Raw genomic sequence first — 25,370 nt, forward strand, 5'->3', positions numbered from 1 at the left:
GGAGCAACGTTCCCCATGATGAAGAAGATCCTGCTGGCCATTGGAGTGCTGGTCGCCCTGGTCTTGATTGGCGCGGGTACCGCCATGGGCGTGGCCACCCACAAGATCAACAAGACGTATGACTATGTGGCGCTGCCCAACATCACGCGCGACAGCTCGCCGGAGGGCATTGCCCGCGGTGAGCAGGTCTTCCGCGCGGTGTGTGGCGAGTGTCACGCGGGCGGTGGCAACACCAAGCCCGTGGGCGGTCGGATGCACGACTTCCCGCCCGACCTGGGCACCTTCTACTCGGCGAACATCACGTCCGACATGGAGAAGGGCGTGGGCGCCTGGACGGACCAGGAGATCGCCCGCATGGTGATCAACGGCATCGACAAGAGCCACCACTTCCGCCCCATGCCCCCGTTCCCCAACATGGGTGACAAGGACATCGCGGCGGTCATCGGCTTCATGCGCTCCGGGCACCCGGACTTCGCGCCGGAGAAGGCCCAGCCGCCGCGCTCCGAATTGACGCCCCCGGGCCGGATGGTGTTCGCGTTCGCCATGGGCATCAACGACAAGAGCCGCACGGAAGCCGTGCCCGTGCCCGTGAAGGCGGCGGACTCCGTGGAGTACGGCCGCTACCTGGCGGGCAGCGTCTACGACTGCGTCTTCTGCCACTCGCCGGGCTTCGACGGCAGCGCGGTGAAGCTGCAGCACCCGGACACCGTGCTGAGCGGCGGCTTCGAGTTCGACCTCACGCCGCTGGGCGGCGAGGGCAAGCTGCTGTCGCCCAACATCACCGTCAGCGAGACGGCCGGCATCGGCAAGTGGACGCTGGATGAGTTCAAGCACGCCATGGTCACCGGCGTGACGCCGGGCGGCTACATCCTGCGCCCGCCCATGCCCAAGTACCGCTACGCGGACGACGTGGAGCTCGCGGCCCTCTACACCTTCCTGCGCTCCATGAAGCCCAACGACAAGGTCGTCCCGCCCCCCAGCGGTGGCCGCCCCAAGGCGGAGCCCTCCGCCGACCCGGAGAAGATGTTCAGCTCCCTGGGCTGCGCCACCTGCCACGCCCCCGGCAAGGCCTACGAGGCCAAGCTCCAGGGCGCCAAGGGCAAGGCCCCCGAGGAAGTGGCGAAGTGGATCCGCAACCCGGAGTCCTTCAAGCCCGGCACGCAGATGCCCACCTACGAGACCCTCGTCGACGAGAACAACGCCCTGGCGCTCGCGAAGTACGTCCTGGGCAAGACGGGCGGCAGCGTCAGCGAAGGCACCGCCCCCTGAGTTTGACGAAGTTGTGACAAAGCCCCCGCGTGAGTGTCGACACGCGGGGGCCGTTGAAACAGTTCCCCACTTCCGGGGTGGGCCGCTGTCACAGGATGTGCAGGTTGATATAAGCTTTCATGCGAAGTCGTTCCCCCACCCCGCGGAGCGTCATTCCATGACTGTTTCACCGGCCTCCCCCTCGTCCCACCACAAGCAGCGTTCGAAGCCCGTCCACCTCCATGAGACGAAGGCGCCGGACGCGCAGGGACCCATCCAACTGGATGACGTGCTCTGGAACCCCGTCGACGCCGAGGAGGCGCTGGAGGGGCTGGAGAAGATCCTCGGCCGGCTGAATGCGCGCAACGACTCACGCGCCATCTTCCTGGACATCTACGCCATCGTGACCCGGAAGGTCGTCCACCTGCTGAGCCGGCCGGACGCGGGGGGCTTCCTGGAGCCCGAGTGGCTGTCCCACCTGACGGGCCGCTTCGCGGAGGAGGCGCTCATCGCGGTGCGCGACTCGCTGAAGAACCTGCCGCTGCCCACCGCGGCGTGGCGCTTCGCGACGCACTACCCGGCGCAGGGGCTCACGCAGCCGTATCAGGACGCGCTCTTGGGCGTGAGCGCCCACATCAACCACGACCTGGGAATGGTCGTCTACGACAACATCGCGCACCAGTCGCCGCCGGCGGATGCGCGCCGCATGGCGCGCTACCGGCACGACTACTTCCACGTGAACGAGATCCTCCGCTCGTGCATCCCGGAGTGCCTGGACCTGCTCGCCGAGCGCTATCACTGCACGTCCACGAAGCTGCTGCTGAAGGTGCCCTTCAGCCGCCCCGTGGTGGAGCGGGCCGTGATGCAGATGCTCATCGTCTGGCGGCAGCGCGTCTGGGAGAACGTCGTCGCGATGCTGGAGGCGCAGACGCCCGAGGAGTACCAGGCCGTCGTGGAGCGCGTGCGCACGACGTCCGGCCGCATTGCCCAGGCGCTGTGCGCGGACAAGGCGCTATGGCGGACGGTGCGCGGCGAGGCGCCGCCCTTCAGCCTGGACCTGCCGCCGGAGGCGTGGCCCGGCGTGGTGCCGCCCGCGCCGGACGCGGACGTGGCCGTCAACGCCCGCGCCAGCTAGCGGGCCGCCTCAGGAGGGCGTGACTCCGGCCACGAGGTAGAAGCGCAGCTGGCCGGAGTTGACGCCGTATGCGACGTCCACGCCCAGCAGGGGCAGCACGACGTTGTTGAGGTACAGCCGCAGGCCCGCGCCCACGCCCTGGGCCACGGTGACGGCCGGCTGTTCTGGCGAATACGACTCCGGCAGGTAGCCGCGGATGTTGCGTCCCCTGGCGTCGAAGAGGATCCCGTCGGAGGGCAGGTCCCGCCACGCGATGGCGCCCGTGTCGGAGAAGCCCACGCCGCGGAAGGCCAGCGACTTCACCTTGAAGAGGGGGAAGTGGTACTCGGCGGTGAAGGTGAGCCGGGTGTCGCCGCGGAACTGCCGGTACTGGAAGCCGCGCAGCGTGGTGCCGCCCATCACCAGCTCCTGGTGGAAGGGCAGGTCCTTGCCCACGGCCAGCTCGCCGCGCAGCACCAGGTTGTGCTCGCTGAAGAAGCGCAGTCCCTGGCGGTAGAGGATGCCGAACTTGCGGTAGCGGAACTCGCTCCACACGCCCGGGACGGACACCTCGTAGGAGCCCTCCAGGTTGAGCCCCTCCGTCACCGCGTGCAGCGTCTGGCGCGAGTCCAGGCCCACCATGAAGCGCAGCGACGTGTCGCGCAGGGACGGGCCGGTGGAGAACGCCTGCGACGTCACCGGCTTCTTCGGATCCGGAGCCTGCGCGTCGATGCTGGACAGGCGGTACTTCGCCGCCGCGCGGACGCGCTCGAAGAGGATGAAGCCCAGCTCGGAGCTGAGGGACGCGGAGTTCATGCGCGTGCGCCGGAGGATCTCCGGGTCGTCCTGGCTGGCGTCCGGACTGTACTCGTCCACGCGGTCGCTGCGCAGCTGCCCCTCCAGGCTGAACTTGAGCTGCGGCAGGCCGAAGAGGATGGGGTCCAGGAAGCCCACGTACACGCCGCTCTCGCCGGTGCTCACCTGCGCCGCGACGGCGAGCTTCTTCGCGCGACCGCCCAGGTTGTTCTCCGCGTAGAGCAACCCGCCGCCGGTGTTCGCGGAGGACAGCGCCACCGTGGGGGCCACGACCCACGACGCCTTGTCCTTCACCCGCAGCACCAGCCGCACGCGCCCGTCGGGCAGGGGCTCCGTGCTCACGTGCACGTCCTGGAACAGCCCCGTGGCCAGGAGCCGCCGCTCCACCTTCTCCAGCTCCTCGCTGTCCACCTCGTCGCCCACGTCCAGCTGCCCGAACGCGCGCACCGTCGACGACGTCGTCTTGTTCGCGCCCTCCACCGTCACCTCCGCCACCTCCGGGCGGTGGAGCGCGGGCACGGGCGTGTCCTCGTCGGCGTGGGCCAAGGGGGCGGCCAGGCCCGTCAGGGCCACGGCGAGCAGGGACAGGTGAGGGCGGAAGCGGGGGCGCGGCACGCCCTGCTCATACCGCACGGTCCACGGGCCCCGGCTGTTTCAGCGGGTGTCGGCCGGCTCGGGCGCGCGATGCTCAACGTTTGCGCCCGGTACGCTCGGCGCCGGGCCGACAGTGCGCCCTGGAGGACAGTGGCCACCGCGCCCGCGGGAGGCCCCCTTGCTGATGAAGGGGCACCCTGCGCGCGGATATATTATCCTCATCATCTGGATATGCACCCATCTTGGAGGGACGCGGGCATGGCTTCGACGGAAGAGGGTGGGCGGCAGGCGTTGTTCCTGGACGACCTGTCGGTGGGGCAGAAGTTCATCAGCGGCACGCACGCGCTGGACGCGGCGCAGATCATCGCCTTCGCGCGGGAGTTCGACCCGCAGGGCTTCCACCTGGATGACGCCGCGGCGAAGGAGACGCTCTTCGAGGGGCTGGCGGCGAGCGGCTGGCACACGGCGGCCCTCACCATGAAGCTCAACGTGCAAAGCGGACTGCCCTTCAAGGGCGGCATCGTGGGGGCGGGCGGGGACATCCGCTGGCCCAGGCCCACGCGCCCGGGGGACGTCCTTCACGTGGAGAGCGAGGTGCTGGAGATCATCCCGTCGCGGACGCGGCCGGACCGGGGCATCGCCACCGTGCGCAGCGAGACGCGCAACCAGAAGGGCGACGTGGTGCAGGTGCTGGTCGCGAAGCTGGTGCTGCCCCGCCGCCCGGCGAGCGGCTGAGCGGGACGGGACGCTTTGCGTCAGCGCGGGTGGAGGCTACCGTGCGGCCCGTTTCTGTCCGGGTCCCCGTCCCGCTCCCGAGGAGTCCTTCGCATGTCCCGCGGCACCCCTGACTTCGACCTGGCTTCCGTGGACGTGGAGGGCTTCTACCGGGAGCTGAAGGAGCTGCGCGCCCGGCTGGACGCGGACCTGGGCGAGTCGGACGCGGCGCACCTGCGGAAGCTGGAGCGCTGGGGGAAGGTGGCGTCGGTGCTGGGCGTGGCCACGGCGTGGATCGCGCCCAACCCGCTCTCCGCGGTGGCGCTGGGGCTGGGCCGCTCCACGCGCTGGCTGCTCATGCACCACGTGGGGCACCGGGGCTATGACCGCGTGCCGGGCATGCCCGCGTCGCGCACCAGCAAGGGCTTCGCGAAGGGCGCCCGCCGGTTCGTGGACTGGCTGGACTGGATGCTGCCGGAGGCGTGGGTCTTCGAGCACAACGTGCTGCACCACTCGCACACCGGCGAGGAGGCGGATCCGGACCTGCTGGAGCGCAACGCGGAGGGCTCGCTGCGTGACAACAGCCGGTCGCTGCCCCTGCGCTACGTGCAGCTGGCGCTCCTGGCCGTCACCTGGCGCGCGAGCTACTACGCGCCGGAGACGCTGGGCTCGCTGCGCCGCAAGGGGCGGCGCGAGGGTGGGGCGCTGACGCGCGCGGAGCTGTGGGAGCTCTTCACGCGCTGCTACCTGCCGTACGCCACCGTCTTCTTCGGGCTGTACCCGGCGGCGTTCCTGGTGCTGGGACCGTGGGCGGCGTTCAGCGTGTTCTGCAACTCCGTGCTGGCGGACGTCGTCACCAACCTGCACACCTTCTTCGTGGTGGGGCCCAACCACACCGGCGAGGACCTGTACCGCTTCGACTCCGCGCCCGCGAACAAGGCGGAGCGCATGGTGCAGCAAGTGGTGGGCAGCGCGAACTACCGCACCGGCGGCGACCTCAACGACTACGCCCACCTGTGGCTGAACTACCAGATTGAGCACCACCTCTGGCCGGACCTGCCGATGCTGAAGTACCGCGAGGCGCAGCCGCACGTGCGCGCCCTCTGCGAGAAGTACGGCATCCCGTATGTGCAGGAGAGCGTCTGGACGCGCGCGCGGAAGATGGTGGACGTCGTCGTGGGCAAGACGTCCATGAAGCGGCTGGTGAAGGCCGCGGCGCCGGCCATGTCCGCCGCGGACGCACGGGCGGAGGCCTCCGCGGCCTAGCGTCAGGCGGGCGGCGCGCGACGGCGGCGAGGCAGCGGGGCGAGCGCCACGGGCGTCGCCTCCGCGGTCGTGGCCTCCTGGCGGACGGCCTCCGCGTTCACCACGCGCACGCCGTCGGGTTGAACGGGCAGGCCCAGCGTCTCCACGAACAGCCGGTAGCTCTCCTCCAGGCGGCGGTGCAGGGCGCTGAAGGTCTGGTGCGCGGTGCCGGGCATGTCCTCGGTGTACGTGAAGTACCAGCGCAGTTCGTCCAGGCGCCCGTAGAAGTGGTCCACCACCGCCTGCTCCTGTTCGGAGAGGTGGATGAGCTGGGCGAAGGCGCCGTCCGCGTAGCGTGAGGCCACCGTCTCCACCAGCGGGTCGCGGCTGCGCAGGCGGGAGAAGAGGAGGAACATCTCATCCCGGCGGGCGGCCAGCCGGCGCATGATGCCGGCGGCGTCGAGGGCGAGCAGGTTGCGCACGCGCGCGGTGGTTTCGTCGGCCTTCTTGCGGCGAGCCATGGTGCGACACAGCCTATCGTCAGTGGCACCCCCTCACGCCAGGGGCTGCCCCCTCCGTGGGGAACCGGGCGACCAGGGCCATGCCGGCCCCACGGCGATGCGGCGCGGCGGGAGAGCGGTTGTTACGGTGGGGCCACCATGGTGCTCAAGATCGTCCAGGCGGGGGAACCGGTGCTGCGTCAGCGCGCGCGCGAGCTGACCCCGGAAGAAATCGGCAGCGAACAGACGCGGCAGCTCATCCAGCTGATGCGCGACACGATGCGCGACGCGCCCGGCGTGGGGCTCGCGGCGCCGCAGGTGGGCGCGGGCGTGCGGCTGGTGGTCATCGAGGACCGGGCGGAGTACCAGGCCGGCGCTTCGCCCGCGGACCTGGCGCTGCGGGAGCGGGCACCCGTGGCCTTCCACGTGCTGATCAACCCGAAGCTGGTGGTGGAGGACCCCACCCCGGTGGAGTTCCACGAGGGCTGCCTGAGCGTGAGCGGCTTCGCGGCGCTGGTGCCCCGGGCGCGCGGCGTGCGGGTGGAGGCGCTGGATGAGAACGGGCAGCCGGTGACGGTGTCGGCGCGCGGCTGGTACGCGCGCATCCTCCAGCACGAGCTGGATCACCTGGACGGCACGCTCTACGTGGACCGCATGGAGACGCGCAGCCTGTCGACGCAGGACAACCACCGGCGGCACTGGCTGGGCAAGAGCACGGCCCAGGTGCGCGCGGCGCTGGGGCTGCCGGAAGAGACGCCTTCGCTTCCCCGAAAGGACCCGACATGAGCAGCAAGCTGTTCACCCCCCTGAAGCTGCGGGACATCACCCTGCGCAACCGCGTGGTGGTCTCGCCGATGTGCCAGTACTCGAGCGAGGACGGCTTCGCGAACGAGTGGCACGTGGTGCACCTGGGCAGCCGCGCGGTGGGTGGCGCGGGGCTGGTGTTGACGGAGGCCACGGCGGTGGAGCCGGAGGGCCGCATCTCGCCGCAGGACCTGGGGCTGTGGAAGGACGCGCACGTGGAGCAGCTGGCGCGCATCAACCGCTTCATGCACCAGAACGGGGCCGCGTCCGGCGTCCAGCTGGCGCACGCGGGCCGCAAGGCCTCCACGCCCCGCCCGTGGGACGCGGGCAAGCGCGTGGACCCGGAGCATGGCGGCTGGACGGTGCTGGGGCCGACGACGGAGGCCTTCGACGAGGGCTATCCCGTGCCGGTGGCGCTGGACGAGGCGGGCATCCAGCGCATCGTGAAGGCATTCGCGGACTCGGCGGTGAGGGCGAAGGCGGCGGGCTTCCAGGTCATCGAGCTGCACGCGGCGCACGGCTACCTGCTGCACGAGTTCCTGTCGCCGCTGTCGAACAAGCGGACGGACAGGTACGGCGGGACGTTCGAGAACCGGACGCGCTTCGCGCTGGAGGTGACGCGCGCGGTGCGAGCGAAGTGGCCGGAGTCGCTGCCCCTGTTCATGCGCATCTCCGCGACGGACTGGGTGGAGGGAGGCTGGACGCCGGAGGACTCCGTGGCGCTGGCGCGGCTGGTGGCGAAGGAGGGCGTGGACCTGGTGGATTGCTCGTCGGGCGGCGTGGTGCCGTACGCGAAGATTCCCGTGGGGCCGGGCTACCAGACGCACCTGGCGGAGAAGGTGCGCAAGGAGGCGGGCGTGCTGACGGGCGCGGTGGGGATGATCCGCTCCGCGTTCCAGGCCGAGCACATCCTGGCCACGGGCCAGGCGGACCTGATCATCATCGCGCGGGAGCTGCTGAGGGATCCGTACTGGCCGCTGCGCGCCGCGAAGGAGCTGCGCTCGGACGTGCTGTGGCCGCACCAGTACGAGCGCGCGAAGAACTGAGTCGCGGGGAGGGGACGCCGGTTCAGTCGAGGAACCGGCGGTCCCACGGGAAGAAGTCCTCGTCGGGAAAGTCCGCGGGTCGCCGGGTCGCGTGGAAGGCCCAGGGCTCCAGGACGCGGGCCAGCTCCCGGTAGGCCGGAAGCGGCTGGTCCGGACCGCCGGCGAGCGGCGCGGGCCCCAGCGTGACGACGGCCCGGGACGCGTCGAGGGCTTCCACGGTGGTGCCGGGCGTGTGGAGCTGGGAGCGCAGGAAGTCCACGCCTCCCATGGCGCTTAGCGCGGGATCGCCGATGAAGGTGAGCCAGTGCGGGACGCGCAGGCGGGTGCCGATCTCCCAGGAGACCAGATCCAACTCCATGAGGTCGACTCCGGGGTATTGGACCAATTGGGGAATCAAGTCCAATGTGACAGAGCCCATACCGAGGAAGCCGGTGACGGCCAGTCCCGCGTGCCCGGAGCTGAAGGGCAGCGGCGCTGCCAGCTCCAGCGCCAGTTTCCGGACGCTGTCGGGACCGTGGGTGTTCATCCATGACGGCGGAAGAACACATCGAACCGCGCTCACGTGACCTGGATCGCGACGGAAGATGGCTGCATGGAGGTCCTTTCCGTCGTAATGAAATTCGTATCCGTTGGGATAAGGAGCGTCGTTGGTGAGAAAGACATCCGCTCTGAGCGGGCGTTTCATCTTCTCACGGACCACAACCCAGCCGGCTGCGTCCAGCTCCTGCCATTCACCCTCATCATCCGAGTAGTGGGTGAGCGTCTGGGGCGAGATGGCGTGAAGATACGTCTGTAGGGATTCAGAGACCGCCTGTGTGACGTCCAGCGTGGACTTGGGAAGATAGAAACAAAGGCTCAAGCCGACTTGTGTGACGGTTTTCTTTCCACGCGAAATCTGAAGGAATGAGTAGTTCATGGCCTATAGCCCGGCTCCTAGATAGGGAATCACTTGAAGGACCTCACTCGGGCTGAATGCCTGTCGGTAGACCGCATCCTGGGTTAGACCGTCATAGGGATGTCCCGGCGGGTATGTTCGCCAACGCGGACGTTTGTCGATATCCACACAAGGAAACTTGAAATCATAAACGGCTTGAACCCACGACGGGTCGCCAGCGTGAAGTACCACGTCGGGAACGAGAGACCCTTTCAGCTCTCCCAGCGGGCCACGCTGCCGGATGCGAGCCACTTCGGCGGGTGACAACCAAGTCGTCTTCCCGCTGTCCAGGTCGTAGAGATACGTCGGCTCCAGGCTGAAACCACCCGGACGGAGTTGGTTCAGCTTCTCCTCCGCGCACTGGAAGGCAACCCGGTGCATCTCATCCCCAAGCTTCATCGCGCGGGTGATGGTCCGGCCCTGTGCGTCGCGGACCTGCTCGTTGCACTCCTTCGGCGTCGGGCTGCGGGTCCCGAAGTTCGCGAGGATGACCTCTTTTCGCGCCTTGTCCACGCACTCCTCCAGCGCCTTCTTCACCTGCTGCTTCAGCGCGGCATCCAGGACCTTCACGGCCGCCGCCGCGGAGCTTCCCGCCGTCGCGAACGTCCGCACCGCCCTGGGAATCACTGCCTCCTCTCCGGCGGCCTGGGCGCAGTAGGCGGGCTGGGTCCTGCAGGAGTTCGTCGCGCTGTCGAAGTCGTACCGGCTCCGCCCGTGCGCGCCTCCGCACGCCTGCATGAGCACCGTGCACGAGAGAAGCGATGTCCATCTTCGACTCAGCCGCATGGGCGCCTTCCCTTCGAAGTCCGCATAAGCTTCCGCGCATGCTGACCGAGGTGCAGGCGGGACCCTATACCGTGCGCGGCGTGTCCGTGGGCGGCGTGTACACGTCGCTCCTGGTGCCGGAGCTGGGGGTGCTGCTGGACGCGGGCATCCCCATCCGGTCCTTCGCTGGCACCGACCGCATCTTCCTCAGTCATGGGCACGCGGACCATGCGAGCGCGCTGGGATCGCTGCTGGGCATCCGCGCGCTCGTGGGGAAGGGGCCGCCGTTCGTCTACCTGCCGGCGGAGATCGAAGCGCCCGTGCAGGAGGCCCTCGCGGCCCTGGGGCGCCTGCACCGGATGAAGTCCGAGATCCGCACCGTCCCCCTGCGCCCTGGCGACACCGTGAAGGTGCAGCAGGACCTGTGGGTTCGCGCCTTTCGCACGCACCACCCCGTGCCGTCGCTGGGCTACCAGTTCCTCCGCCGCGTCGCGAAGCTCAAGCCCGAGTACCGCGAGCTGCCTCCCGCGGAGATTGGGCGCCGCCGCCAAGCCGGCGAGCCCCTGTTCGATGAGGTCGAACGCCTGGAGCTGGCCTACTGCACCGACACCCTCTCCAACGTGCTGGAGCGCCAGCCCTCCCTGTTCGACAGCCGTGTGCTCATCCTCGAATGCACGTTCATCGACGCGGAGCGCACCGTGCGCGACGCGCAGGAGCGCGCCCACATCCACCTGGAGGAGATCGCGTCCATGGCGGACCGCTTCCAGAACGAGGCCCTGGTCCTGATGCATTTCAGTCAGGCTTACAGCCCCGCGCAGGTCCACGCGACGCTCCAGGCCCGGCTGCCGGCGTCACTGCTCGAACGCGTGCGAGTCTTCGCGCCTGACTCCGGCCGCTGGTTCGGGTGAACGCCAGCGCCGGCCCGTCTGGAGGCCGCCATGACGTCCCCATCCTCTCGCCACGTCCTCATCGCTGGAGCCGGCATTGGCGGCCTCACGCTGGCCTGCGCCCTGCGCCGCGCGGGAGTCCGCGCCACCGTGTTCGAGCGCGCCGAAGCGCTGCGTCCGGTGGGCGCGGGCATCATCGTGCAGATGAACGCCGCGGTCGCCCTGCGCCGCATCGGCCTGTGTGACGCGGTGGTGGCGGAGGGCGAGCGCGCCGAGGACAGCCGCATCCTCGACACCACGGGGGCCCGCATCACCGGCGTCGACGTGCGCTCGGTCCAGGAGGAACTGGATGCCCCGATGGTGTCCATCCACCGCGCCCGCCTCCAGGCCGTCCTTCGCGCCCACGCGGGCCCGGAGGAGACTGTGCGGCTGGGCGTCTCCGTCACGGGCTTCCAGGATGACGGCGCCCGCGTCACGGTGTCGTTGTCCGATGGCGGCACCGTTTGCGGCGACGTCCTGGTGGGCGCGGATGGGCTGCACTCCGCCGTGCGGGCCGGCCTGCTGGGCGCGCGGCCCACGCGTTACTCTGGCTACACCAGCTGGCGTGGCGTCTGTCCGGCCTCCGACCTGGTGAAGGCCGGCCACTTCACGGAGACCTGGGGACCCGGAGCCCGCTTCGGCATCGTGCCCATCGGCCATGGCGAGGTGTACTGGTACGCCACGCTGAACGCGCCGCAGGGGGCGCAGGACGCCCCGGGCCAGACGCTCGCCATCCTCCAGGAGCGCTTCGCGGGATGGCACGCCCCCATCGCGCGGGTGCTCGCGGCGACGCCGCCGGAGCGGGTCCTGCGCACGGACATCCACGACCGGCCGCCGGTGCGCAGCTGGAGCAGGGGCCGCGTGACGTTGCTGGGCGACGCCGCGCATCCGATGACCCCGAACCTGGGGCAGGGCGGCTGTCAGGCCATCGAGGACGGCGTCGTGCTCGGGGAGTGCCTCACGGCCCCCGGCGGCGTGGAGGACGCACTGAAGGCCTACGAGTCCCGCCGCGTCCGGCGCGCCAATGCGCTGGTCGTGATGTCCTGGCGGATGGGACGGCTGGCCCAGTGGGAGAGCCCGGCCGCACGCTTTGTCCGCGATGCACTATTCCGGCGGGTTCCGGAGTCTGCCGCGAGACGTCAGCTACAGACCCTGGTGCAGGGCCTGCGCTGAGAGGAATTGGGCTTTGTAGAGTCTGCCTTTGCCAGGGCTTCGCTGTCGGTCCTGGCGGGGGGGTACCCATGCAGACGAAGCCTCCGCGGCTTGCCGCCGTCGTCCTCGTGTCCGCGGCCGCCTGTCAACGCGATGCACCCACGGTGGCCGCCGTACGGCCCCCCGCGGCCAATGTCGTCGCCGCGGATGACGCCACCGCCGCGGTCAATGCCCGCATCCAGGACGTCCTCGGTGAGCCCGCGAAGTACGCGCAGGCCTTCGCGGCGTTCCAGAGGGCCGTGGCCGCGCGTGATGCGAAGGCGGTCGCGGCCCTGGTGGCTTACCCCTTCACCGCGAACATCGGCGGCAGGAAGGTGAAGCTGCCCGACGCCGCGTCCTTCGTGCGGCATTACGACGCCATCGTCACGCCGGTCATCGCCAAAGTCATCACCCGGCAGCGTTACGCGGACGTCTTCGTCAACGACCAGGGCGTGATGTTCGGCCAGGGCGAGGCGTGGCTCCATGGCATCTGCCGGGACGCCGCCTGCGAGGAGGTCGACGTCCGGGTGATCGCGATCCAATCCACGAACTGATCAGCGCCGCGCGACGGACTCGAGGAACGGCAGCACGTGGGGCAGCACCTTCGGTGCCTTCGCCCAGGCTCCGCCATGGTCCGCATGCTCGATGGTCGCGAACGCCGCGCCGGCCCGCGCGGCCACGGCCTTCATGGAGTCGTGGTACGGGTCCATCGCGCCGCAGTACAGCAGCCCCGGCCGCCTGGATTGCACCAGCGCCTCATCCAGGCCCGCGGACTTCTCACAGGCCTTCAGGCACAGCCGCAGCGCGTCCAGGTCTCCCGCGTCGATGGCCTCCGCCAGCTCCGGCGCGCGCCGTGCGCCGAAGAGGAGCACCTGGAACCAGTCCACGTCCTTTCCCGGCCGCAGCTGCTTCTCCAGCGCCGCGTAGGCCACGGGCAGGCCCACCGCCGGGTCCCACCCGCCCACCACGTAGGACGCCAGCCGCTCCGGCGCGAAGGACGCGAGCCCACACACCGTCCACCCGCCCATCGAATAGCCCCACGCGTGCGCCCGGTCGATGGAGAGCGCGTCGAGCACCGACAGCGCGTCCTCCACCCGGTGCCGCAGCCCGTAGGCCTCCAGGTCGTGCGGCGTGTCGCTCCGGCCATGCCCCAGCGAGTCGAACGTCACCACCGTGTACGCGTCCGTCAGCGCGGCCAGGTACCCCTTGAGCGACCAGTGCGAGCCCAGCTGGAGCAGGCCGTGCAGCAGGAGCAGGGGAGGGCCGTGGCCCTGGACCTCGTAGTGGATGCGGCGGCCGGACTTCGTCGCGAAGGGCATGGCGTGGGGATTTCCTACAGGCCCGCGACCTTCGCGGCGCTGGCCACGGTGAAGCCGAAGGTCACCGTCTGCCGGGAGCGCGGCGGCACGCTCAACTCGAAGCGCACGATGCCCTCGTCGCTCACTTTCGTGGGCGCGGGCTTCGTGGCGTCCTTGAGCATCGCCACCTCCACCGCCTCCACCTCCGACACCGGCATGCGCTCCTCCACCGCGAGCGCCGCGGGCTTCGCGCCCATGTTGGAGACGAACAGCTTCACCTTCTGCGTGCGCGTGCGGCGGCCGGTGATGCGCGCGACCTCCTCGCCCATGTCCACCTGCCGCGACACGCGCAGCGAGTCCTCGCTGCCGAAGCCCAGCTTCACGCGCTCGTTGCGGCCCGCGAACTTGAGCTGCGCGCGGCCCACGTAGCCGTTGGCGCGCACCAGGTCGACCGGCCCCGCGAGCAGCACCGTCGGGCCCGTGTTGTCGAAGCGGGCCACCCGGTGCACCAGCGGCGACTGCTCCGGACAGGCCACCAGCTCCGACGTGGCGGGCGCGGTGAAGGAGAACAGCGCCACGCGGTGGGCCTCGCCATCCGACGGCACCGTGGCCTTGTGCGGCGCGGACAGCGTCACCGGCTCGCCGCCGTCGTCCATGCCGGGCAGCGCGTCCGCGGCCTTTGCCGTCCCCGACTCGCCCGTCTCCTGGACTGACTCCTCGCGGATGGAGACGTCCACCACCTGCTTCTCGCGCGACGTCTTGTCCCGCAGGGTCAGCCAGTCCTCCGTGAGCCGGGGCGGCGTGGCCCCCAGCGTGGGCCGCGCCGTGGAGAAGGCCAGCGTCACGTCCTTCCACGGCTCGCCGGTGTTCTGCCAGACGACGGCCTCGCACTCCAACGTCACCGTGGACGCCGCCTCCGCGAGCCCCAGCACCGCGCGGTAGGCCGGACGCCAGGCGGCGCACGGCACCAGGTAGCTGAGCGTCAGCGTCGCCTCGCCGCCGACCGAGTGGCTCACGTCCAGCTCCGCGCGCACGTCCACCGTGGGCTCCGGCGCCTCCGTGCGCGACAGCACGTCGCGGGTCTCCTGGATATGCTGCCGCTCCAGGCGCCCCAGGTCCCGGCGGGCCTGCCGCAGCTGATCGTCCGCCGCGGTCTGCTCCTTGCGGACCGTCGCGAGCTGGTCCTTCCATTGCGCCGGATCCGCCTCGCCGGCGCCGGTGCGCTCGGAGATGGCGCGCAGGACGTCCTGGCGCGCGGTCTCCAGCAGCTCGTGCTTGGCTTCCAGGCGCCGCACCTCCGCCTGGGCGCGGGCCAGCACCTGCTCGCGCTCGAAGGCGCGCCGGGCCAGCTCCGAGTGGTGCTCACGCAGCGCTTCCGGCAGCACCGCGCGCATCGTGCGGCGCAGGCTGGCCTGGGTCACCGTGCCGCCGGTGAGCTTCGCCTGGAGCGAGCGGTCCACCGCCACCGCCGGCAGCCCGTCCACCACGAGGCGGCAGGGGCCCGGGGGCAGCGTCACCGCGCCGCTGCGTTCGATGAGGGCCCGGTCCTCCAGGACCGTCACCTTGACCAGGGGCAACAGAATGGAAGTGCGCATCACGTCCTCCGGTTCCCGCCGTTCAGCATCTTGCTGGCGGGCAGCTTCACGACCCACGTCGCCTTCATCGAACGCTTCTCTCCAGCGGGGACGCTCACGCGCCACACCCGCTCGCCCTCCACCGCGTCTTCACCCGGCAGGGGCGTGGCCTTATGCCAGGGCGGCACCACCTCCGCCTCCTCCACCTTGAGGTCCTTCTGGGCCTCGGGGACCGCGCCAATGCGCTCGGAGATGGCGATGCTCGCGGGGCGCGACAGGTGGTTGGCCACCTCCACGGAGACGTGGTGCGTGAGCACGGTGCTGTTGCCGAACATGCCGCCCGTGGCCTCCTCGAAGCGGGTGTTGCGCGCCACCTGGAGCGCCTCCTCCACGCCCAGGCCCAGCCGCTGCGTCTCACCTGGCCCCAGCGTGGGCAGTGGGGACGTCATCAGGAACTCGTCCCCGAGCGTCACGTCCACCGGCCCTGCGAGCAGCGGATGCGGCGAGGCGTTGTCCAGGCGCACCGTGCGGAAGACGCGCGGCTCCACCGAGGGCACGCACACGTACTCGGCCTTGAACTCCAGAGGCACCGTCAGCATGGGCACGGTGTGCCAGGCGCCATCGGACGGCACGTCCGCGACGGCCTCCGCGTCGAAGCGCGCATCGAAGTGCCGGGCGGAGTCGCGCGGCGGCACGGACCAGGTGGGGGGCGTCACGCTGTTCACGGACTCGGCGAAGACGAAGGCCTGTGCCTCCAGGCGCACGACCTCCACCTGCACGTTGACGGAGGTGAAGGACAGCATCGCCTGCGACATGAGCGCGGGCCGGGGACGCAGCCGGCCCCGCTGCGCCGGGGAGGCTGCGGAGGCCGCGGAGGCCAGCGTCAGCGAGTCGTAGTCGAACAGGTTGTCCGCCGGCTCCAGGCCGGCCGCACGGCGAAGCTCGTCGCCGCCGCCCTCTTCGTCCGCCGACAACAGGTCCTCCATCGGGGCGTCTTCGAGGCTCTCCTCCATGACCGCTCGCTTCTTGTTGCGCATGCGGTCCATGCCTCCGCCGCCTCGGGCCGACGCCGGTGCGGACACGCTCGGCGGCGCGGCGGCGACCGCTCCGGTGACGCTGCGGCGGGGGGAGGGACGGGAACCGCCGAGGAAGGCTCCCGAGGACTTTGGTGCCGCCATGGGGGGAGGCGGCGGAGCAGGTCGGGACACGCTGGGGGCGCCTCCTGGCGCGCCTCCGAACGTTGCCATTTCCTTGTAGGACTCCTGCTCCTCGTAGCCGTCGTCATCGGTTTCCGGAACGGGCTCCTCGTACATCGGGGCCACGGGCGCTTGGGGCTTTTGAAGCACCGGCGGCGGGGGAGCCACGTGCAGGGCGTCGTAGCCCGCGAACAGCTCCTCCAGGCCCGGCGCGGGTTCGCGCCACCCCGAGCGCGCGGGCGGCGGCTGGCTGCGGCCGATGCGCAGCGACTTCAGCTCCGGCACCTCCGCGCGCCGCTCCAGGCTCGCGGTGGAGACGGCCAGCCGCACGCCCGTCCAGTCCTCGCCGGTCCGCTGGATGACGGCGGCGCGCATGCGCAGCGTGCCTTCCTCCAGCGTGCGCGGCAGGCGCAGGTCATAGGTGGGCACCCAGCGCGCGCCGGCCACCGCGTACTCCAGCACCAGTCGTGCATCGCCCTGCGCCGCGATGGGGCCGGACAGCGTCAGCAGCGCCGCGCGGAACAGCCGGGCCCGGTCCACGCTGCGCGCGGAGGACAGCTCCTGCACGCGGCGGCGGCGCAGCTCCAGCTCGTTCGTGGCGTCGCGGTGCTGACGCTCCAGGTCCAGCTCCTGGGACTGGAGCTCCGCCAGCTCCGCGTCCACGAACCCCGTGAGCGACAGCATCGCGGTCAGCGGTGCCTCGCGCGGTGGATGGCCCTTGCGCTGGGCCGGCCAGGTGGGCGTCAGGCCGCGGAGCGCCGCGATTTCCGAGCGCACCCGCTCCAGCCGGCTGTGCACGGCCGACAGCGCGGCCTCCGCTGCTTCGAGCGCGTCCTGCTCCGCGGGCAGCTCCGACTCCGGCGGCAGCCGCACGTCGAACGTGGGCTTGAGGTCGCGGACGAGGAGGCCCGACGGCCCCTCCACCACCCGGGCGCGCAGGGAGCCCGTGCGCAACGCCAGGGGCAGGCCGTCGACGCGGACCTGGCCGGGCAGGTGCCCGTTCTCGGGTGAGAGCACGAAGGCGCGCGTGCACAGCGCGCCCTCGGCGTGAACGGTGACGGATTCCAGGACGGACGGTACAACGCGCATGGGCCCCCTCTTCCGCAGAGAGGGCCGCACGCTACCCCGAGGCCCCCGCCCATTGCGACGGCGAGCAGGGGGCGGAAGGCACTTCACGGCGCGGATCACGCACCGCGCCGTGGGCACTGGCAGCGGTCAGAACGCGCGGTTCACGGCGTACGCGCAGATCTGGTGCTCGGCCTTGGAGGTGTTCGCGCCGGGGACGCCGTCGATGGGGCCCGTGTAGCCGAACTCGCGGCCCACGGTCTGCACGCGGGTCCAGTAGATGGAGCCGGGGATGCCATCGTCCTCGGCGGAGGTGCGCGGGCTGCCGCGCCGGTTCAGCTCGCGCGCGGTGATGCGCACGCGGAGCTTCTCCGTGTTCGGTCCCGTCACACCGTCGATGGGGCCCGTGTAGCCGTAGTCGCGCTGGCCCACGGTCTGGATGCGTTTGTAATAGATTTCACCCGGGATGCCGTCGAACTCGGTGGTCGTCTGCGGCAGGCTGCTGGAGCCGCCGCCCGGCGCCTGTCCTCCGCCCGCGATCTTCCCGCCCGCGTAGTCCATGGACCAGCCCAGATAGCGCGCCCCCGTCTTCGCCGAGTAGCCGGAGACGCTGTTGACGCCAATCGCATCCCCCCAGGACTGGGAGAGGTTGTACGTGGCCATGAACACCGTGCCCCCACCGCCGTTCAGGTCCGCGCCCACGTGGCCCGCCGATCCGATGTCCCACCAGTGGAAGGCCCCCGTCAGCGCCTTGGACGCGTCCAGGGAGACGATGCGCGACGCACGGTACGCCTCGATGGCCGTGGGCCGTACGGCGGAGTCCGGGAGCTGCCCGAAGCGCACCATCAGCGACCCGCACCACTGGTTCCACGAACCGCCGTCACGCTTGGGATTGGCGGCGGCGAACGCGCGCGCCCGGTCGTAGATGGGGGAGTTCGCCTCACCCTCCACCGCGCCAATGGCAGACACGTCCGGCCCGGGTGACTGCACCTCCGCGCCGCCGCACGCGGCCAGCATCAGGCCTGCGGACACCAGCAGGGCAGGGGACCACGTCATCCAGTTCAAGCGCATCATCTGTCACCTGGGAGGGGATTCAGCGAGGGATGGAAAATTACGATCAAATCAAGTCAGGCATTATTTGCAGGCTTGAGTCTGTTCCGTTGTCGCGCGTGACCATGCAAAGGTTGCCGTCCATGCGAACGTCCTGGCTGCGTCTGTCGTGGGTGCTGTTGCTCTCTGCCTGTGCCACCACTCCGTCCCCGCCGCCGGGCGGCACGGCGGATCCGCTGCATCAGGTGCGGCGGGTGAAGGTGGCGCCGGAGGTCGAGCTGGAGGTGCTCGACTACGGCGGCAAGGGGCCGGCGCTGGTGTTCCTGCCGGGCCTGGGGAGCACTGGCCATGTCTTCGACGTGCTGGCGCCGGAGTTCATCGCCACGCACCACGTCTACGCCTTCACGCGGCGAGGCTTTGGCGCGTCCAGCTGGCCCGCCACAGGCTACGACAGCGCGACGCTGGGGCACGACGTGCTGGCCGCGCTGGACGGACTGGGATTGAGGAAGGCGACGCTTGCCGGCCATTCGCTCGCGGGGGATGAGCTGAACTGGATGGGCCTGAACCATCCGGAGCGGGTGGAGGCGCTCATCTTCCTGGACGCCACGGACAACAAGGGGGAGATCGCCGAGTTCCTGAAGCCCGGTCCGCTGCCGCCGCTGCCGTTCACGGTGCTCGACGGGCAGCCGTCACGCGAGGCCGTGACGGCGCTGCTGGCGCGCGACCTGGGCGGCCCGTTCCCTCCGCATGAGATTGAGCAGGCGTATGAGTTCGACGCCGCCACGGGCGCGTACCTGCGCTATCGCCGGCTTCCCGAGTCGACGGAGCAGTGCATCCGGGGCTCGGCCTTGCCGGACTACGCGAAGTTACGGGGCCCCGTGCTGTCCATCTCCGACGAGCAGGCCTTCGCGGGGTGGGTGGAGTTCCTGTCCCAGGCGGAGAACCTCCCGGCCGACCTGCGCGAGCGCGCCCGGGTCTTCCTGCCGCAATTGCGTCAGCACGAGGCCGCCCAGGACGCGCTGCTCAAGAGCCTGCCGAACTGGAAGGTCGTGACGCTCCCAGGGGCGGGGCACTACCTCTGGCTCACGCGGCAGGCGGAGGTCGTCGCCGCGATGCGCGCGTTCCTCGCGCGCTAGGCGCTCGGACAAAGGGAGTCGTACGCATGATCACGGACAGTACCTATCTCGCGGTCTTCCTCAGCAACAAGACGAGTCCGCGCTGGCGGGCCTGGTATGCGATGTCCGACGACGAACGGCGCGCGAAGGACAAGGAAGGCCTCGCCGCCCTGGCCGCCTGGGACGAGAAGCACCGGGACGTCATCGTCTACCAGGGCGGCCCGCTCGGCAAAACCAAGCGGACGTCGCCGGATGGCATCGCGGATGTCGTGAACGAGTTGACCGTCTTCGTCGTCGTGCGCGCGCCGTCGCATGAAGCCGCGGCGAAGTTGTTCGAAAATCATCCACACTTCACGATCTTCCCGTGCGACGCGGTGGACGTGATGCCATTGCTTTCGGGGCCGCCCGAGACGTAAGCGCGCGCCGTCGCCCGGTCGGAGGGGCGGCGTTGAACGCCGCCAGTTGCGCGAGGGGCTTGCGCACTGCCTGTCCGATGATCCCCGCGACGAGGGCCCAAAGGTAGGCAAGCGGGAGCAACACGAACCCAAAGAGCCCGCTCATGTCGCTGGCCCAGCCGGGCATCGCCGTCGGGAGCCCCCACCGCCAGCATCCTTCCGGAGCCGCGCATCGCCGGACCATCATCCAACCCCGAGGCGTCCGCGCGCCAGCGGCCATCCCTTCCAAGAGAGGTCACCTGCCATGAGTTGGAGAGTCCTGATCATCCCCGCCGTGCTGGTCCTGAGCGCCTGCTCGGAATCCGATCCCGACCCCGTGCCCAGGCGTCCGCTGAAGGCGGTCCTGTTCCCATACATCCCCGACTCCGCGGGGGACACCTTCGCCAGCTTGGAGCAGCGGCTGGAGGCTGACTTCGAGAAGGCCCATCCGGACATCGACCTGGATGTCGTGTTCGACGCCAACCTGGATGTCTATGACCTGGATGAGGGGGGAACACTGAACCAACTCCTGGGGGCCGATGCCGGGGCCGCCCAGGTGGTGGAGGTGGACACGCTGCTGCTCGGGTCGCTCGCGGCGAAGGGATGGATCCAGCCGGTCGCACTCGAGGCGGGCGTCGTGCATCCCGCGGCCGAGGAGGCTGTCCGCATCGCTGGTGAGAATTACGGCGTTCCCACCTATCTGTGCACCAACGTCGTCTACTCGCGGACCTCGAACATCCGGTCCGCCACCGACAGCGCTTCGCTCGTGCGCATCCTCCGCGAGGCGGCTCCCGGCAAGCGCCCGCTGGCGACAAACTTCGATGGGAGCTGGACGCTGCCTTCCTCATACATCGATGCCTGGGCGGACACGCATCCGGGGGATGCGCTCGCGAGGGCCATCTCCCTGCCGCTCGACTCACAGACGGTGGGGGCGTTCGCGGAGGTCGTCGACAGTTGCTCGCTCGAAGCGGGCGTCAATCCGTGCCTGGATGGCACCTACGCAGACAACTCGGTGGCGGAAGAGGCCTTCGCCGCGGAGCAGGCCAATGGCTTCATGGGCTACACGGAGCGCCTGTTCTACATCCTCAAGGCCAATCCCTCCATGCCGCTCCCGGAGGTCATCTCGGTTCCGCTGGGCACGGGCTCGGCGCCAGCGGTCTTCGTGGATGCGCTGGTGCTCAACGCGAGCTGCACCGGAACGTGCGCGGAGGACGCCCGGGCCTTCACGTCGTTCATGCAGGCCCCGGAGACGCGCAACCTCATCGCCTTCAGTGAAGACGGCCCCGAGGGCACCCGGCCTCGCTACCTGCTCCAGGCCAACCGCGCCTTCTATCAGCGGGAGCCCGCGCGCTCCGACCCCATGTATCAGCAGTACGAAGCCATCCTGAGTGGAGCGCGGCCCTATCCCAACCAGCACTTCCCCGAGAACCGGAAGGCGCTCCAGGCGGCCCTGCTAGAAGACCTTCAGTGATCACAGACATGCATCGGGCGTAGCAGCGCTTCGAGGGACCCCGCCAAAGGCACTCGTGCGGGGGCTCCCGCCAGCGAGCGATAGAGCGGAGGCAGCGGCTTCTGGGGGATCAACCGGGGACGCACCGTCCGCAGCCGTTCCAGCAGGAGGGGCCAGCCGGGCGTCTCACGTTCCTCGTCCGCCCGGCGCGCCAGTTCCCGCAGGGCTTCGAGGTCCGATGTGGACAGCGGTGCCCGCCGGCAGAAGTCGTCCAGGCCGCGTGCCATCTCCAGCACCGCCGCGCCCCTGGGCTGCGGCCCGTCTCCGAACAACCCCCGTGCGACGCCGAGCGCTGCTTCCACCGGGACAGGCACCGGGGCATGGAGCCGGGAGAGCTCGGCCGCGAGCCGCTCGCACGCGGCGCCCAGCGCCCGCTCCAGCTCCACACGGGTCACGAGCTTCGGGGCCTGCTGGAGACACGCGTCCGCCCGGGACAGCACGCGGACGGCCTCGTGCGTAAGGCTGAACTTCAACCCTTGCACCTCCGCGAGCACCGCGCGGAGGGGAGGCAGCGTGGCGACGAGCAGCTTCGCCTCCACGCCCGTCACGCACGCCGCCGCATCCTCCACGGTCACGGGCGTGTCCTCGCCCATCACCGGCCCCAGGACCCGGATCAGCTCATCCCGGAAGCGGAGGTCGACGTCCGTGTCCTCCGCGACGGCTGCTTCGAGCAGCGGGGCGAGGCCGCGCAGCGCCCCCGGGCCCGAGCCCCGGGGCATGGCCCGGAGCGCTTGCAAGAGGGCCGTCCTTGCCGCCTCGACTGTCGGATCTCCTGACATCGACTCCGCCCCCGCTGAGGGATGACCGGTGCTCAGGCCTGCTTGTGGACGTTCTCCAAGCCATTGCCAGACGCTGGCTTCACGGGACGCTGGAGCACCTGCGGCTTCTGCTCGTTCTGGAGCACCCGCGCCATCAGCGCACCGAGCAGCCCCTGCCCACCGCCTCCCTCCTGGCCGAGCGCGATCTCCGGCACGAGCTTCACCCCATGCTGCGCCAGCACCGTCGCCAGCTGCACCGCCGTGAAGGCCTGGGCCCCCAGCGCGGCCACACCGGTGCGGTACGCCTCCGCCTTGGCCTCACCCACGAGCCGTGTCGCTTCGGCCTCGGCGCTGCCGTGCAGCCGCTTCGACTCGGCCTCCGCCTCCGCGCGCTGCCGCAGTCCGTGCGCCTCCGCGTCCGCGTGCAACCGCGTGCGGGCGGCTTCGCCCTTCGCCGTCTCCTCGGCCGCGAGCGCGCCCTTCTCGCTGATGGCGACCATCTGCTCGCTGCGCACCACTTCGGGCTGCATGTTCGCCACCGCCGTGGCGCGCTCCAGCTCCCGGCGGCGGACCTGGGCCTCGCGCTGTACCTCGTAGGTGCGCTGGAGCTCCTCGGCGATCTTCCGGTCCGTCTGCGTCTTCATCAGCTCCGCCGGCGGCTGGATGTCACCCACGAGCGTGTCGATGCACTCCACGTCATACGCCCCCAGCGCGCCGCGGATGGCCTCGTACGCCTCGCGCTGGCGGTCGGTGCGCGCGGAGAGGAACTCCAGCACCGTCACCTGCTGCGCGGAGTTGCGGAAGTAGTTGGCCACCGTGGGCTGCAGCACGTGGTCCACCAGGTTCTGCATGGAGCCCACGCGCGAGATGACTCGCGGCGCCTGCTTCATGCTGATGTGGATGATCTGCGACACGTCGAGCATGAAGCTGAAGCCGTCCCGCGAGCGCACCGTGATGGGGCTGAGCTTCTCGTCGTACTTGTGCTGTTCGGTGCGCTGCGCCCAGTTGAGGACGATGTTCGTCGTGGGCACCAGCTCCACCTTCATCACCCGCGTGTTGAGCGGGTGCTTGCCCGGCAGCAGCGGTTCGATCCACACGCCCTTGCGGCCGCGCTCCACGAGGTCGCCGTGCGTGAACTCGTCACCGGACACGTCCAGGTGCTCGCGCCCCACGTAGCTGACCACGACGCCCACGTAGCCGATGGGCACCTCCGTCATGGGGATCTGCTCCACGCGCACGAACCACGGGTTCAGGTTCCACGAGCCGGACAGCAGCACCTGCTCCTGGAGGCCACGGCAGCCGCCCGCGTCCAGGAACTGCTGGGCGCTCTGGAACGAGTCATGCCCTTCCACCGGCACGCCCGCCAGGTCTCCGGCAGGGATGGGACGGCCATCCAGCGTCGTCACGATGCCCACCTTGTCGGGGCCCACGCTGAAGATCTCCAGGTCCTCCACGTCCATGTCGAACCGCTCGGCGTTCTCCGGCGTGATGACCGTGAACAGCGCGGGGTTGATGCGGTAGGTACCCGCGGTGAGGAAGGCCAGCTGGCGGCCCTTCTGCCCACCGCCTTCGAGGAACGCGCGCGCATCCTGGAAGCCGTCACAGGCCACCTCGCGGCCAAGGATGCAGCCGGGCGGAATGGGTGCGCCGCCATTGGCGACGACGAGCGCGATGTGCCCCTGGCGCACCACCACGACCGGGACGCGCGTCACCTTGAAGCGCCAGAACGGATAGCCGAAGTGCCACCCCGGCGGCAGCAGCTCCGCCTGGTAGCCCGCCTCGCCCTCCAGCGCGACCAGCCGCCCGGGCGGCAGCGGTGCGCCGAACTTCTTGATGATCAGCCCCGACTCGTTCTCGCCGATGACCTGCACGCCGCTGAGCACGTAGAGCACTCCCACGCCCAGCAGCAACGCGACTCCGGCCAGAACCACGAAGTAATCCATGAGGCCCTTCTCCTGCGGCCCGCGCCATTGCGGGAGTGCGCCCCTCCACTGCACGCCCCCTGCCAGGGCCAAGTGCCTGGAACTGCTGGGGACGCTTCAGTGCGCCATGATTCAAATCAGGGGCCGTCCGTGTTTGATTCGCGGGATGCGCACCTTCGAGTGGAGGGGTCCGGCTCCCAGGCCGTCCCTCAAGCAGCGTTTGGATGCCGCGGGCTGGAAGGCGATAGGCGCCGGTGCCGGGGTGGTGGTGGTGAGCTCCGCGCGGCCACGGCTTCCGGCCGCGCCGAAGTCGGGGCCCTGGGTCTGGCTGTGCGAGCAGCCCGTGCCGGTCGATCTGCTCCGGCTCGCGGTGGAGCAGGGCGCGGTGGACGTCATCCGCACGGGCGCGGATGACTGGGAGGCGCGGCTGTTGCGCCGTCTGGAGGAGAGCCTCGTCGAGCTGCCAGCGCCTCGCGTCTCGGGGACGCTCATCGCGCACAGCGCGGCGGCGAAGGCGCTGCTCGGCCACCTGGCGCAGGCAGCCCGCACGTCGATGCCAGTGCTGCTCACGGGGGAGACGGGGACGGGCAAGGAGGTCGCCGCGCGGCTCATCCATGAGTGGTCCGAGCGGCGCTCGCGCACCTTCGTGCCCATCAACTGCGCGGCCATCCCCAACGAGCTCATGGAGGGAGAGCTCTTCGGCTACGCGAAGGGGGCGTTCTCCGGCGCCGTGCACGGCTACGACGGCCTGGTGTCCGCGGCGGAAGGAGGCACGGTGTTGCTGGACGAGATCGACGACACGCCGCACGCGCTCCAGTCGAAGCTGCTGCGCGTGCTGGAGGACCGGGTCATCTCGCGCCTGGGCGAGAACGCGTGGCGCAAGGTGGACTTCCGCATCCTGGCGGCGACGAACCGGGACCTGAAGCAGCTCATCGACCGCGGCATGTTTGGCGAGGACCTCTATGAGCGCCTCTCCACGGTGCAGATCCACCTGCCGCCCCTGCGCGAGCGGCAGGAGGACGTGGCGCCGCTCGTGCTGCACTGGCTGGAGCGCTACTACGCCGTGGAGGAGCCGGAGCCCGCCGGCCCTCGCGTGCGCGGCGCCACCCCCGAGGCGCTCGACGTGCTGCGGGCCTATCCGTGGCCCGGCAACATCCGCGAGCTGCGCAACGTCATCTACGGCGCGCTGGTGGCCAAGCGCGCCGGGGATGAGTTGCTCGTGTCGGACCTGCCGCGACGGCTGTGGCAGCGGGAGCGCACGGGCTCCTCCGTGCTGGTCTCCGCGCAGGAGGTGGAGCGCCGCGTGGCTGCGGGAACGATGAACCTGCGCGCGGAGCGGGAGAGGCTGGAACGGCTGGCCCTCCAGGCCGCGCTGCGGCGCGCGGATGGCAATGCCGCGGAGGCCGCGCGCCTGCTGGGCGAGGTCGGCCGGGGCACGGCGAAGGACCCCGGCGGCACGGTGCGCACGATGATGAAACGGCTGGGCGTGTCCCCTCGCGGCGGTGCGTGAGCTCCGCGGTGGCGGGTCGGCTCCCCGTGCTCCGGAGGGAG

At 70.3% G+C, this 25,370-nt stretch carries 23 protein-coding genes; 13 read left to right on the plus strand and 10 right to left on the minus strand.

From position 1 onward, the window contains the following. Nucleotides 1-15 precede the first annotated feature (15 nt). Both AABA78_RS30550 and AABA78_RS30555 read left to right on the plus strand, forming a co-directional pair. The gene (locus tag AABA78_RS30550; RefSeq protein ID WP_338268546.1) at nt 16-1,269 is read left to right on the plus strand and encodes a c-type cytochrome; all 1,254 of its coding nucleotides are present in this window, start codon (nt 16-18) and stop codon (nt 1,267-1,269) included. Nucleotides 1,270-1,426: 157 nt separating this feature from the next. After that, nucleotides 1,427-2,383: a DUF5995 family protein gene (locus AABA78_RS30555; protein ID WP_338268547.1), complete on the plus strand. Its 957-nt coding sequence runs from the start codon at nt 1,427-1,429 to the stop codon at nt 2,381-2,383. Nucleotides 2,384-2,392: 9 nt separating this feature from the next. Here the strand turns inward: AABA78_RS30555 and AABA78_RS30560 are convergent, their stop codons facing one another. Next, entirely contained in the window at nt 2,393-3,793 is a 1,401-nt protein-coding gene (locus AABA78_RS30560) for a BamA/TamA family outer membrane protein (RefSeq protein WP_370469493.1), read from the minus strand. 237 nt (nt 3,794-4,030) lie between these two features. Between AABA78_RS30560 and AABA78_RS30565 the strand changes: the two genes are divergently transcribed. Beyond that, nucleotides 4,031-4,507: a MaoC family dehydratase gene (locus AABA78_RS30565; protein WP_338268549.1), complete on the plus strand. Its 477-nt coding sequence runs from the start codon at nt 4,031-4,033 to the stop codon at nt 4,505-4,507. A gap of 93 nt (nt 4,508-4,600) precedes the next feature. Further along, nucleotides 4,601-5,752 (plus strand): fatty acid desaturase family protein, encoded by a 1,152-nt coding sequence (locus AABA78_RS30570; protein WP_338268551.1) that lies wholly within the window; start codon nt 4,601-4,603, stop codon nt 5,750-5,752. Between the two features lie 2 nt (nt 5,753-5,754). On the opposite strand, the gene AABA78_RS30575 is transcribed toward AABA78_RS30570, so the two are convergent. Further along, nucleotides 5,755-6,252, minus strand: coding sequence for a hypothetical protein (locus AABA78_RS30575; RefSeq protein ID WP_338268553.1), 498 nt, complete (start codon nt 6,250-6,252; stop codon nt 5,755-5,757). A 138-nt stretch (nt 6,253-6,390) separates the two neighbouring features. Between AABA78_RS30575 and def the strand changes: the two genes are divergently transcribed. Beyond that, nucleotides 6,391-7,017 (plus strand): peptide deformylase, encoded by a 627-nt coding sequence (gene def, locus AABA78_RS30580; protein ID WP_338268554.1) that lies wholly within the window; start codon nt 6,391-6,393, stop codon nt 7,015-7,017. After that, nucleotides 7,014-8,081 carry an NADH:flavin oxidoreductase/NADH oxidase gene (locus tag AABA78_RS30585; protein ID WP_338268556.1) on the plus strand — a complete coding sequence of 356 codons (1,068 nt, stop codon included), beginning with the start codon at nt 7,014-7,016 and terminating at the stop codon, nt 8,079-8,081. Before def ends, AABA78_RS30585 begins: the two co-directional genes overlap by 4 nt. A 22-nt stretch (nt 8,082-8,103) precedes the next feature. Here the strand turns inward: AABA78_RS30585 and AABA78_RS30590 are convergent, their stop codons facing one another. Together AABA78_RS30590 and AABA78_RS30595 are read right to left on the minus strand one after the other, a co-directional pair. Beyond that, a complete protein-coding gene (locus tag AABA78_RS30590) occupies nt 8,104-8,997 on the minus strand; it encodes a type VI immunity family protein (protein WP_338268557.1) in 894 nt (297 codons plus the stop codon). Nucleotides 8,998-9,000: 3 nt separating this feature from the next. Continuing rightward, nucleotides 9,001-9,585 (minus strand): hypothetical protein, encoded by a 585-nt coding sequence (locus AABA78_RS30595; protein WP_338268559.1) that lies wholly within the window; start codon nt 9,583-9,585, stop codon nt 9,001-9,003. 254 nt (nt 9,586-9,839) lie between these two features. Here AABA78_RS30595 and AABA78_RS30600 point away from each other — a divergent pair, with 254 nt between their 5' ends. The 3 genes from AABA78_RS30600 (at nt 9,840) to AABA78_RS30610 (ending at nt 12,451) form a co-directional block, all read left to right on the plus strand. Further along, nucleotides 9,840-10,688, plus strand: coding sequence for an MBL fold metallo-hydrolase (locus AABA78_RS30600; protein ID WP_338268561.1), 849 nt, complete (start codon nt 9,840-9,842; stop codon nt 10,686-10,688). A gap of 30 nt (nt 10,689-10,718) precedes the next feature. Beyond that, complete coding sequence (locus AABA78_RS30605; RefSeq protein WP_338268563.1) at nt 10,719-11,879, plus strand: FAD-dependent monooxygenase; 1,161 nt, start codon at nt 10,719-10,721, stop codon at nt 11,877-11,879. Nucleotides 11,880-11,947: 68 nt separating this feature from the next. Continuing rightward, entirely contained in the window at nt 11,948-12,451 is a 504-nt protein-coding gene (locus AABA78_RS30610) for a hypothetical protein (protein WP_338268565.1), read from the plus strand. On the opposite strand, the gene AABA78_RS30615 is transcribed toward AABA78_RS30610, so the two are convergent. The 4 genes from AABA78_RS30615 to AABA78_RS30630 form a co-directional block, all read right to left on the minus strand. Continuing rightward, nucleotides 12,452-13,216, minus strand: a complete 765-nt coding sequence (locus AABA78_RS30615; RefSeq protein ID WP_338268566.1) for an alpha/beta fold hydrolase — start codon at nt 13,214-13,216, stop codon at nt 12,452-12,454. It abuts the gene before it with no gap. 14 nt (nt 13,217-13,230) lie between these two features. Next, nucleotides 13,231-14,790: a mucoidy inhibitor MuiA family protein gene (locus tag AABA78_RS30620; protein WP_338268567.1), complete on the minus strand. Its 1,560-nt coding sequence runs from the start codon at nt 14,788-14,790 to the stop codon at nt 13,231-13,233. Next, nucleotides 14,790-17,054, minus strand: a complete 2,265-nt coding sequence (locus tag AABA78_RS30625; RefSeq protein ID WP_338268568.1) for a DUF4139 domain-containing protein — start codon at nt 17,052-17,054, stop codon at nt 14,790-14,792. The genes AABA78_RS30620 and AABA78_RS30625 overlap by 1 nt, the downstream gene beginning before the upstream one ends. A gap of 126 nt (nt 17,055-17,180) precedes the next feature. Next, a complete protein-coding gene (locus tag AABA78_RS30630; protein WP_338268569.1) occupies nt 17,181-18,086 on the minus strand; it encodes a hypothetical protein in 906 nt (301 codons plus the stop codon). Nucleotides 18,087-18,223: 137 nt separating this feature from the next. Here AABA78_RS30630 and AABA78_RS30635 point away from each other — a divergent pair, with 137 nt between their 5' ends. The 3 genes from AABA78_RS30635 (at nt 18,224) to AABA78_RS30645 (ending at nt 21,100) form a co-directional block, all read left to right on the plus strand. After that, nucleotides 18,224-19,216 (plus strand): alpha/beta fold hydrolase, encoded by a 993-nt coding sequence (locus tag AABA78_RS30635; RefSeq protein ID WP_338268571.1) that lies wholly within the window; start codon nt 18,224-18,226, stop codon nt 19,214-19,216. A gap of 26 nt (nt 19,217-19,242) precedes the next feature. Continuing rightward, on the plus strand, nt 19,243-19,611 hold the full coding sequence (locus AABA78_RS30640) for a hypothetical protein (RefSeq protein ID WP_338268572.1): 369 nt from the start codon (nt 19,243-19,245) through the stop codon (nt 19,609-19,611). 283 nt (nt 19,612-19,894) lie between these two features. Next, nucleotides 19,895-21,100 carry an extracellular solute-binding protein gene (locus tag AABA78_RS30645; RefSeq protein WP_338268573.1) on the plus strand — a complete coding sequence of 402 codons (1,206 nt, stop codon included), beginning with the start codon at nt 19,895-19,897 and terminating at the stop codon, nt 21,098-21,100. Here AABA78_RS30645 and AABA78_RS30650 read toward each other — a convergent pair. Together AABA78_RS30650 and AABA78_RS30655 are read right to left on the minus strand one after the other, a co-directional pair. Beyond that, the gene (locus AABA78_RS30650) at nt 21,094-21,876 is read right to left on the minus strand and encodes a hypothetical protein (protein WP_338268574.1); all 783 of its coding nucleotides are present in this window, start codon (nt 21,874-21,876) and stop codon (nt 21,094-21,096) included. The genes AABA78_RS30645 and AABA78_RS30650 overlap by 7 nt on opposite strands. A 74-nt stretch (nt 21,877-21,950) precedes the next feature. Then, entirely contained in the window at nt 21,951-23,840 is a 1,890-nt protein-coding gene (locus AABA78_RS30655; RefSeq protein ID WP_338268575.1) for an SPFH domain-containing protein, read from the minus strand. A gap of 145 nt (nt 23,841-23,985) precedes the next feature. Between AABA78_RS30655 and AABA78_RS30660 the strand changes: the two genes are divergently transcribed. Continuing rightward, entirely contained in the window at nt 23,986-25,329 is a 1,344-nt protein-coding gene (locus AABA78_RS30660; RefSeq protein ID WP_338268577.1) for a sigma 54-interacting transcriptional regulator, read from the plus strand. The last annotated feature ends 41 nt before the right edge of the window (nt 25,330-25,370 follow it).

It is taken from the genome of Corallococcus caeni, assembly GCF_036245865.1.
In the GTDB taxonomy this organism is placed as follows: Bacteria; Myxococcota; Myxococcia; order Myxococcales; family Myxococcaceae; genus Corallococcus; species Corallococcus caeni.

Excerpts from the sequence above, each read along its gene's own strand:
- AABA78_RS30645 (WP_338268573.1), top strand. The coding sequence starts at position 19,895 with ATGAGTTGGAGAGTCCTGATCATCCCCGCCGTGCTGGTCCTGAGCGCC.
- AABA78_RS30630 (WP_338268569.1), bottom strand. The coding sequence starts at position 18,086 with ATGACGTGGTCCCCTGCCCTGCTGGTGTCCGCAGGCCTGATGCTGGCC.
- AABA78_RS30635 (WP_338268571.1), top strand. The coding sequence starts at position 18,224 with ATGCGAACGTCCTGGCTGCGTCTGTCGTGGGTGCTGTTGCTCTCTGCC.
- AABA78_RS30660 (WP_338268577.1), top strand. The coding sequence starts at position 23,986 with ATGCGCACCTTCGAGTGGAGGGGTCCGGCTCCCAGGCCGTCCCTCAAG.
- AABA78_RS30640 (WP_338268572.1), top strand. The coding sequence starts at position 19,243 with ATGATCACGGACAGTACCTATCTCGCGGTCTTCCTCAGCAACAAGACG.
- AABA78_RS30585 (WP_338268556.1), top strand. The coding sequence starts at position 7,014 with ATGAGCAGCAAGCTGTTCACCCCCCTGAAGCTGCGGGACATCACCCTG.
- AABA78_RS30625 (WP_338268568.1), bottom strand. The coding sequence starts at position 17,054 with ATGCGCGTTGTACCGTCCGTCCTGGAATCCGTCACCGTTCACGCCGAG.
- AABA78_RS30655 (WP_338268575.1), bottom strand. The coding sequence starts at position 23,840 with ATGGATTACTTCGTGGTTCTGGCCGGAGTCGCGTTGCTGCTGGGCGTG.
- AABA78_RS30605 (WP_338268563.1), top strand. The coding sequence starts at position 10,719 with ATGACGTCCCCATCCTCTCGCCACGTCCTCATCGCTGGAGCCGGCATT.
- AABA78_RS30615 (WP_338268566.1), bottom strand. The coding sequence starts at position 13,216 with ATGCCCTTCGCGACGAAGTCCGGCCGCCGCATCCACTACGAGGTCCAG.
- AABA78_RS30555 (WP_338268547.1), top strand. The coding sequence starts at position 1,427 with ATGACTGTTTCACCGGCCTCCCCCTCGTCCCACCACAAGCAGCGTTCG.
- AABA78_RS30570 (WP_338268551.1), top strand. The coding sequence starts at position 4,601 with ATGTCCCGCGGCACCCCTGACTTCGACCTGGCTTCCGTGGACGTGGAG.
- AABA78_RS30610 (WP_338268565.1), top strand. The coding sequence starts at position 11,948 with ATGCAGACGAAGCCTCCGCGGCTTGCCGCCGTCGTCCTCGTGTCCGCG.
- AABA78_RS30590 (WP_338268557.1), bottom strand. The coding sequence starts at position 8,997 with ATGAACTACTCATTCCTTCAGATTTCGCGTGGAAAGAAAACCGTCACA.
- AABA78_RS30550 (WP_338268546.1), top strand. The coding sequence starts at position 16 with ATGATGAAGAAGATCCTGCTGGCCATTGGAGTGCTGGTCGCCCTGGTC.
- AABA78_RS30600 (WP_338268561.1), top strand. The coding sequence starts at position 9,840 with ATGCTGACCGAGGTGCAGGCGGGACCCTATACCGTGCGCGGCGTGTCC.
- def (WP_338268554.1), top strand. The coding sequence starts at position 6,391 with ATGGTGCTCAAGATCGTCCAGGCGGGGGAACCGGTGCTGCGTCAGCGC.
- AABA78_RS30620 (WP_338268567.1), bottom strand. The coding sequence starts at position 14,790 with ATGCGCACTTCCATTCTGTTGCCCCTGGTCAAGGTGACGGTCCTGGAG.
- AABA78_RS30575 (WP_338268553.1), bottom strand. The coding sequence starts at position 6,252 with ATGGCTCGCCGCAAGAAGGCCGACGAAACCACCGCGCGCGTGCGCAAC.
- AABA78_RS30565 (WP_338268549.1), top strand. The coding sequence starts at position 4,031 with ATGGCTTCGACGGAAGAGGGTGGGCGGCAGGCGTTGTTCCTGGACGAC.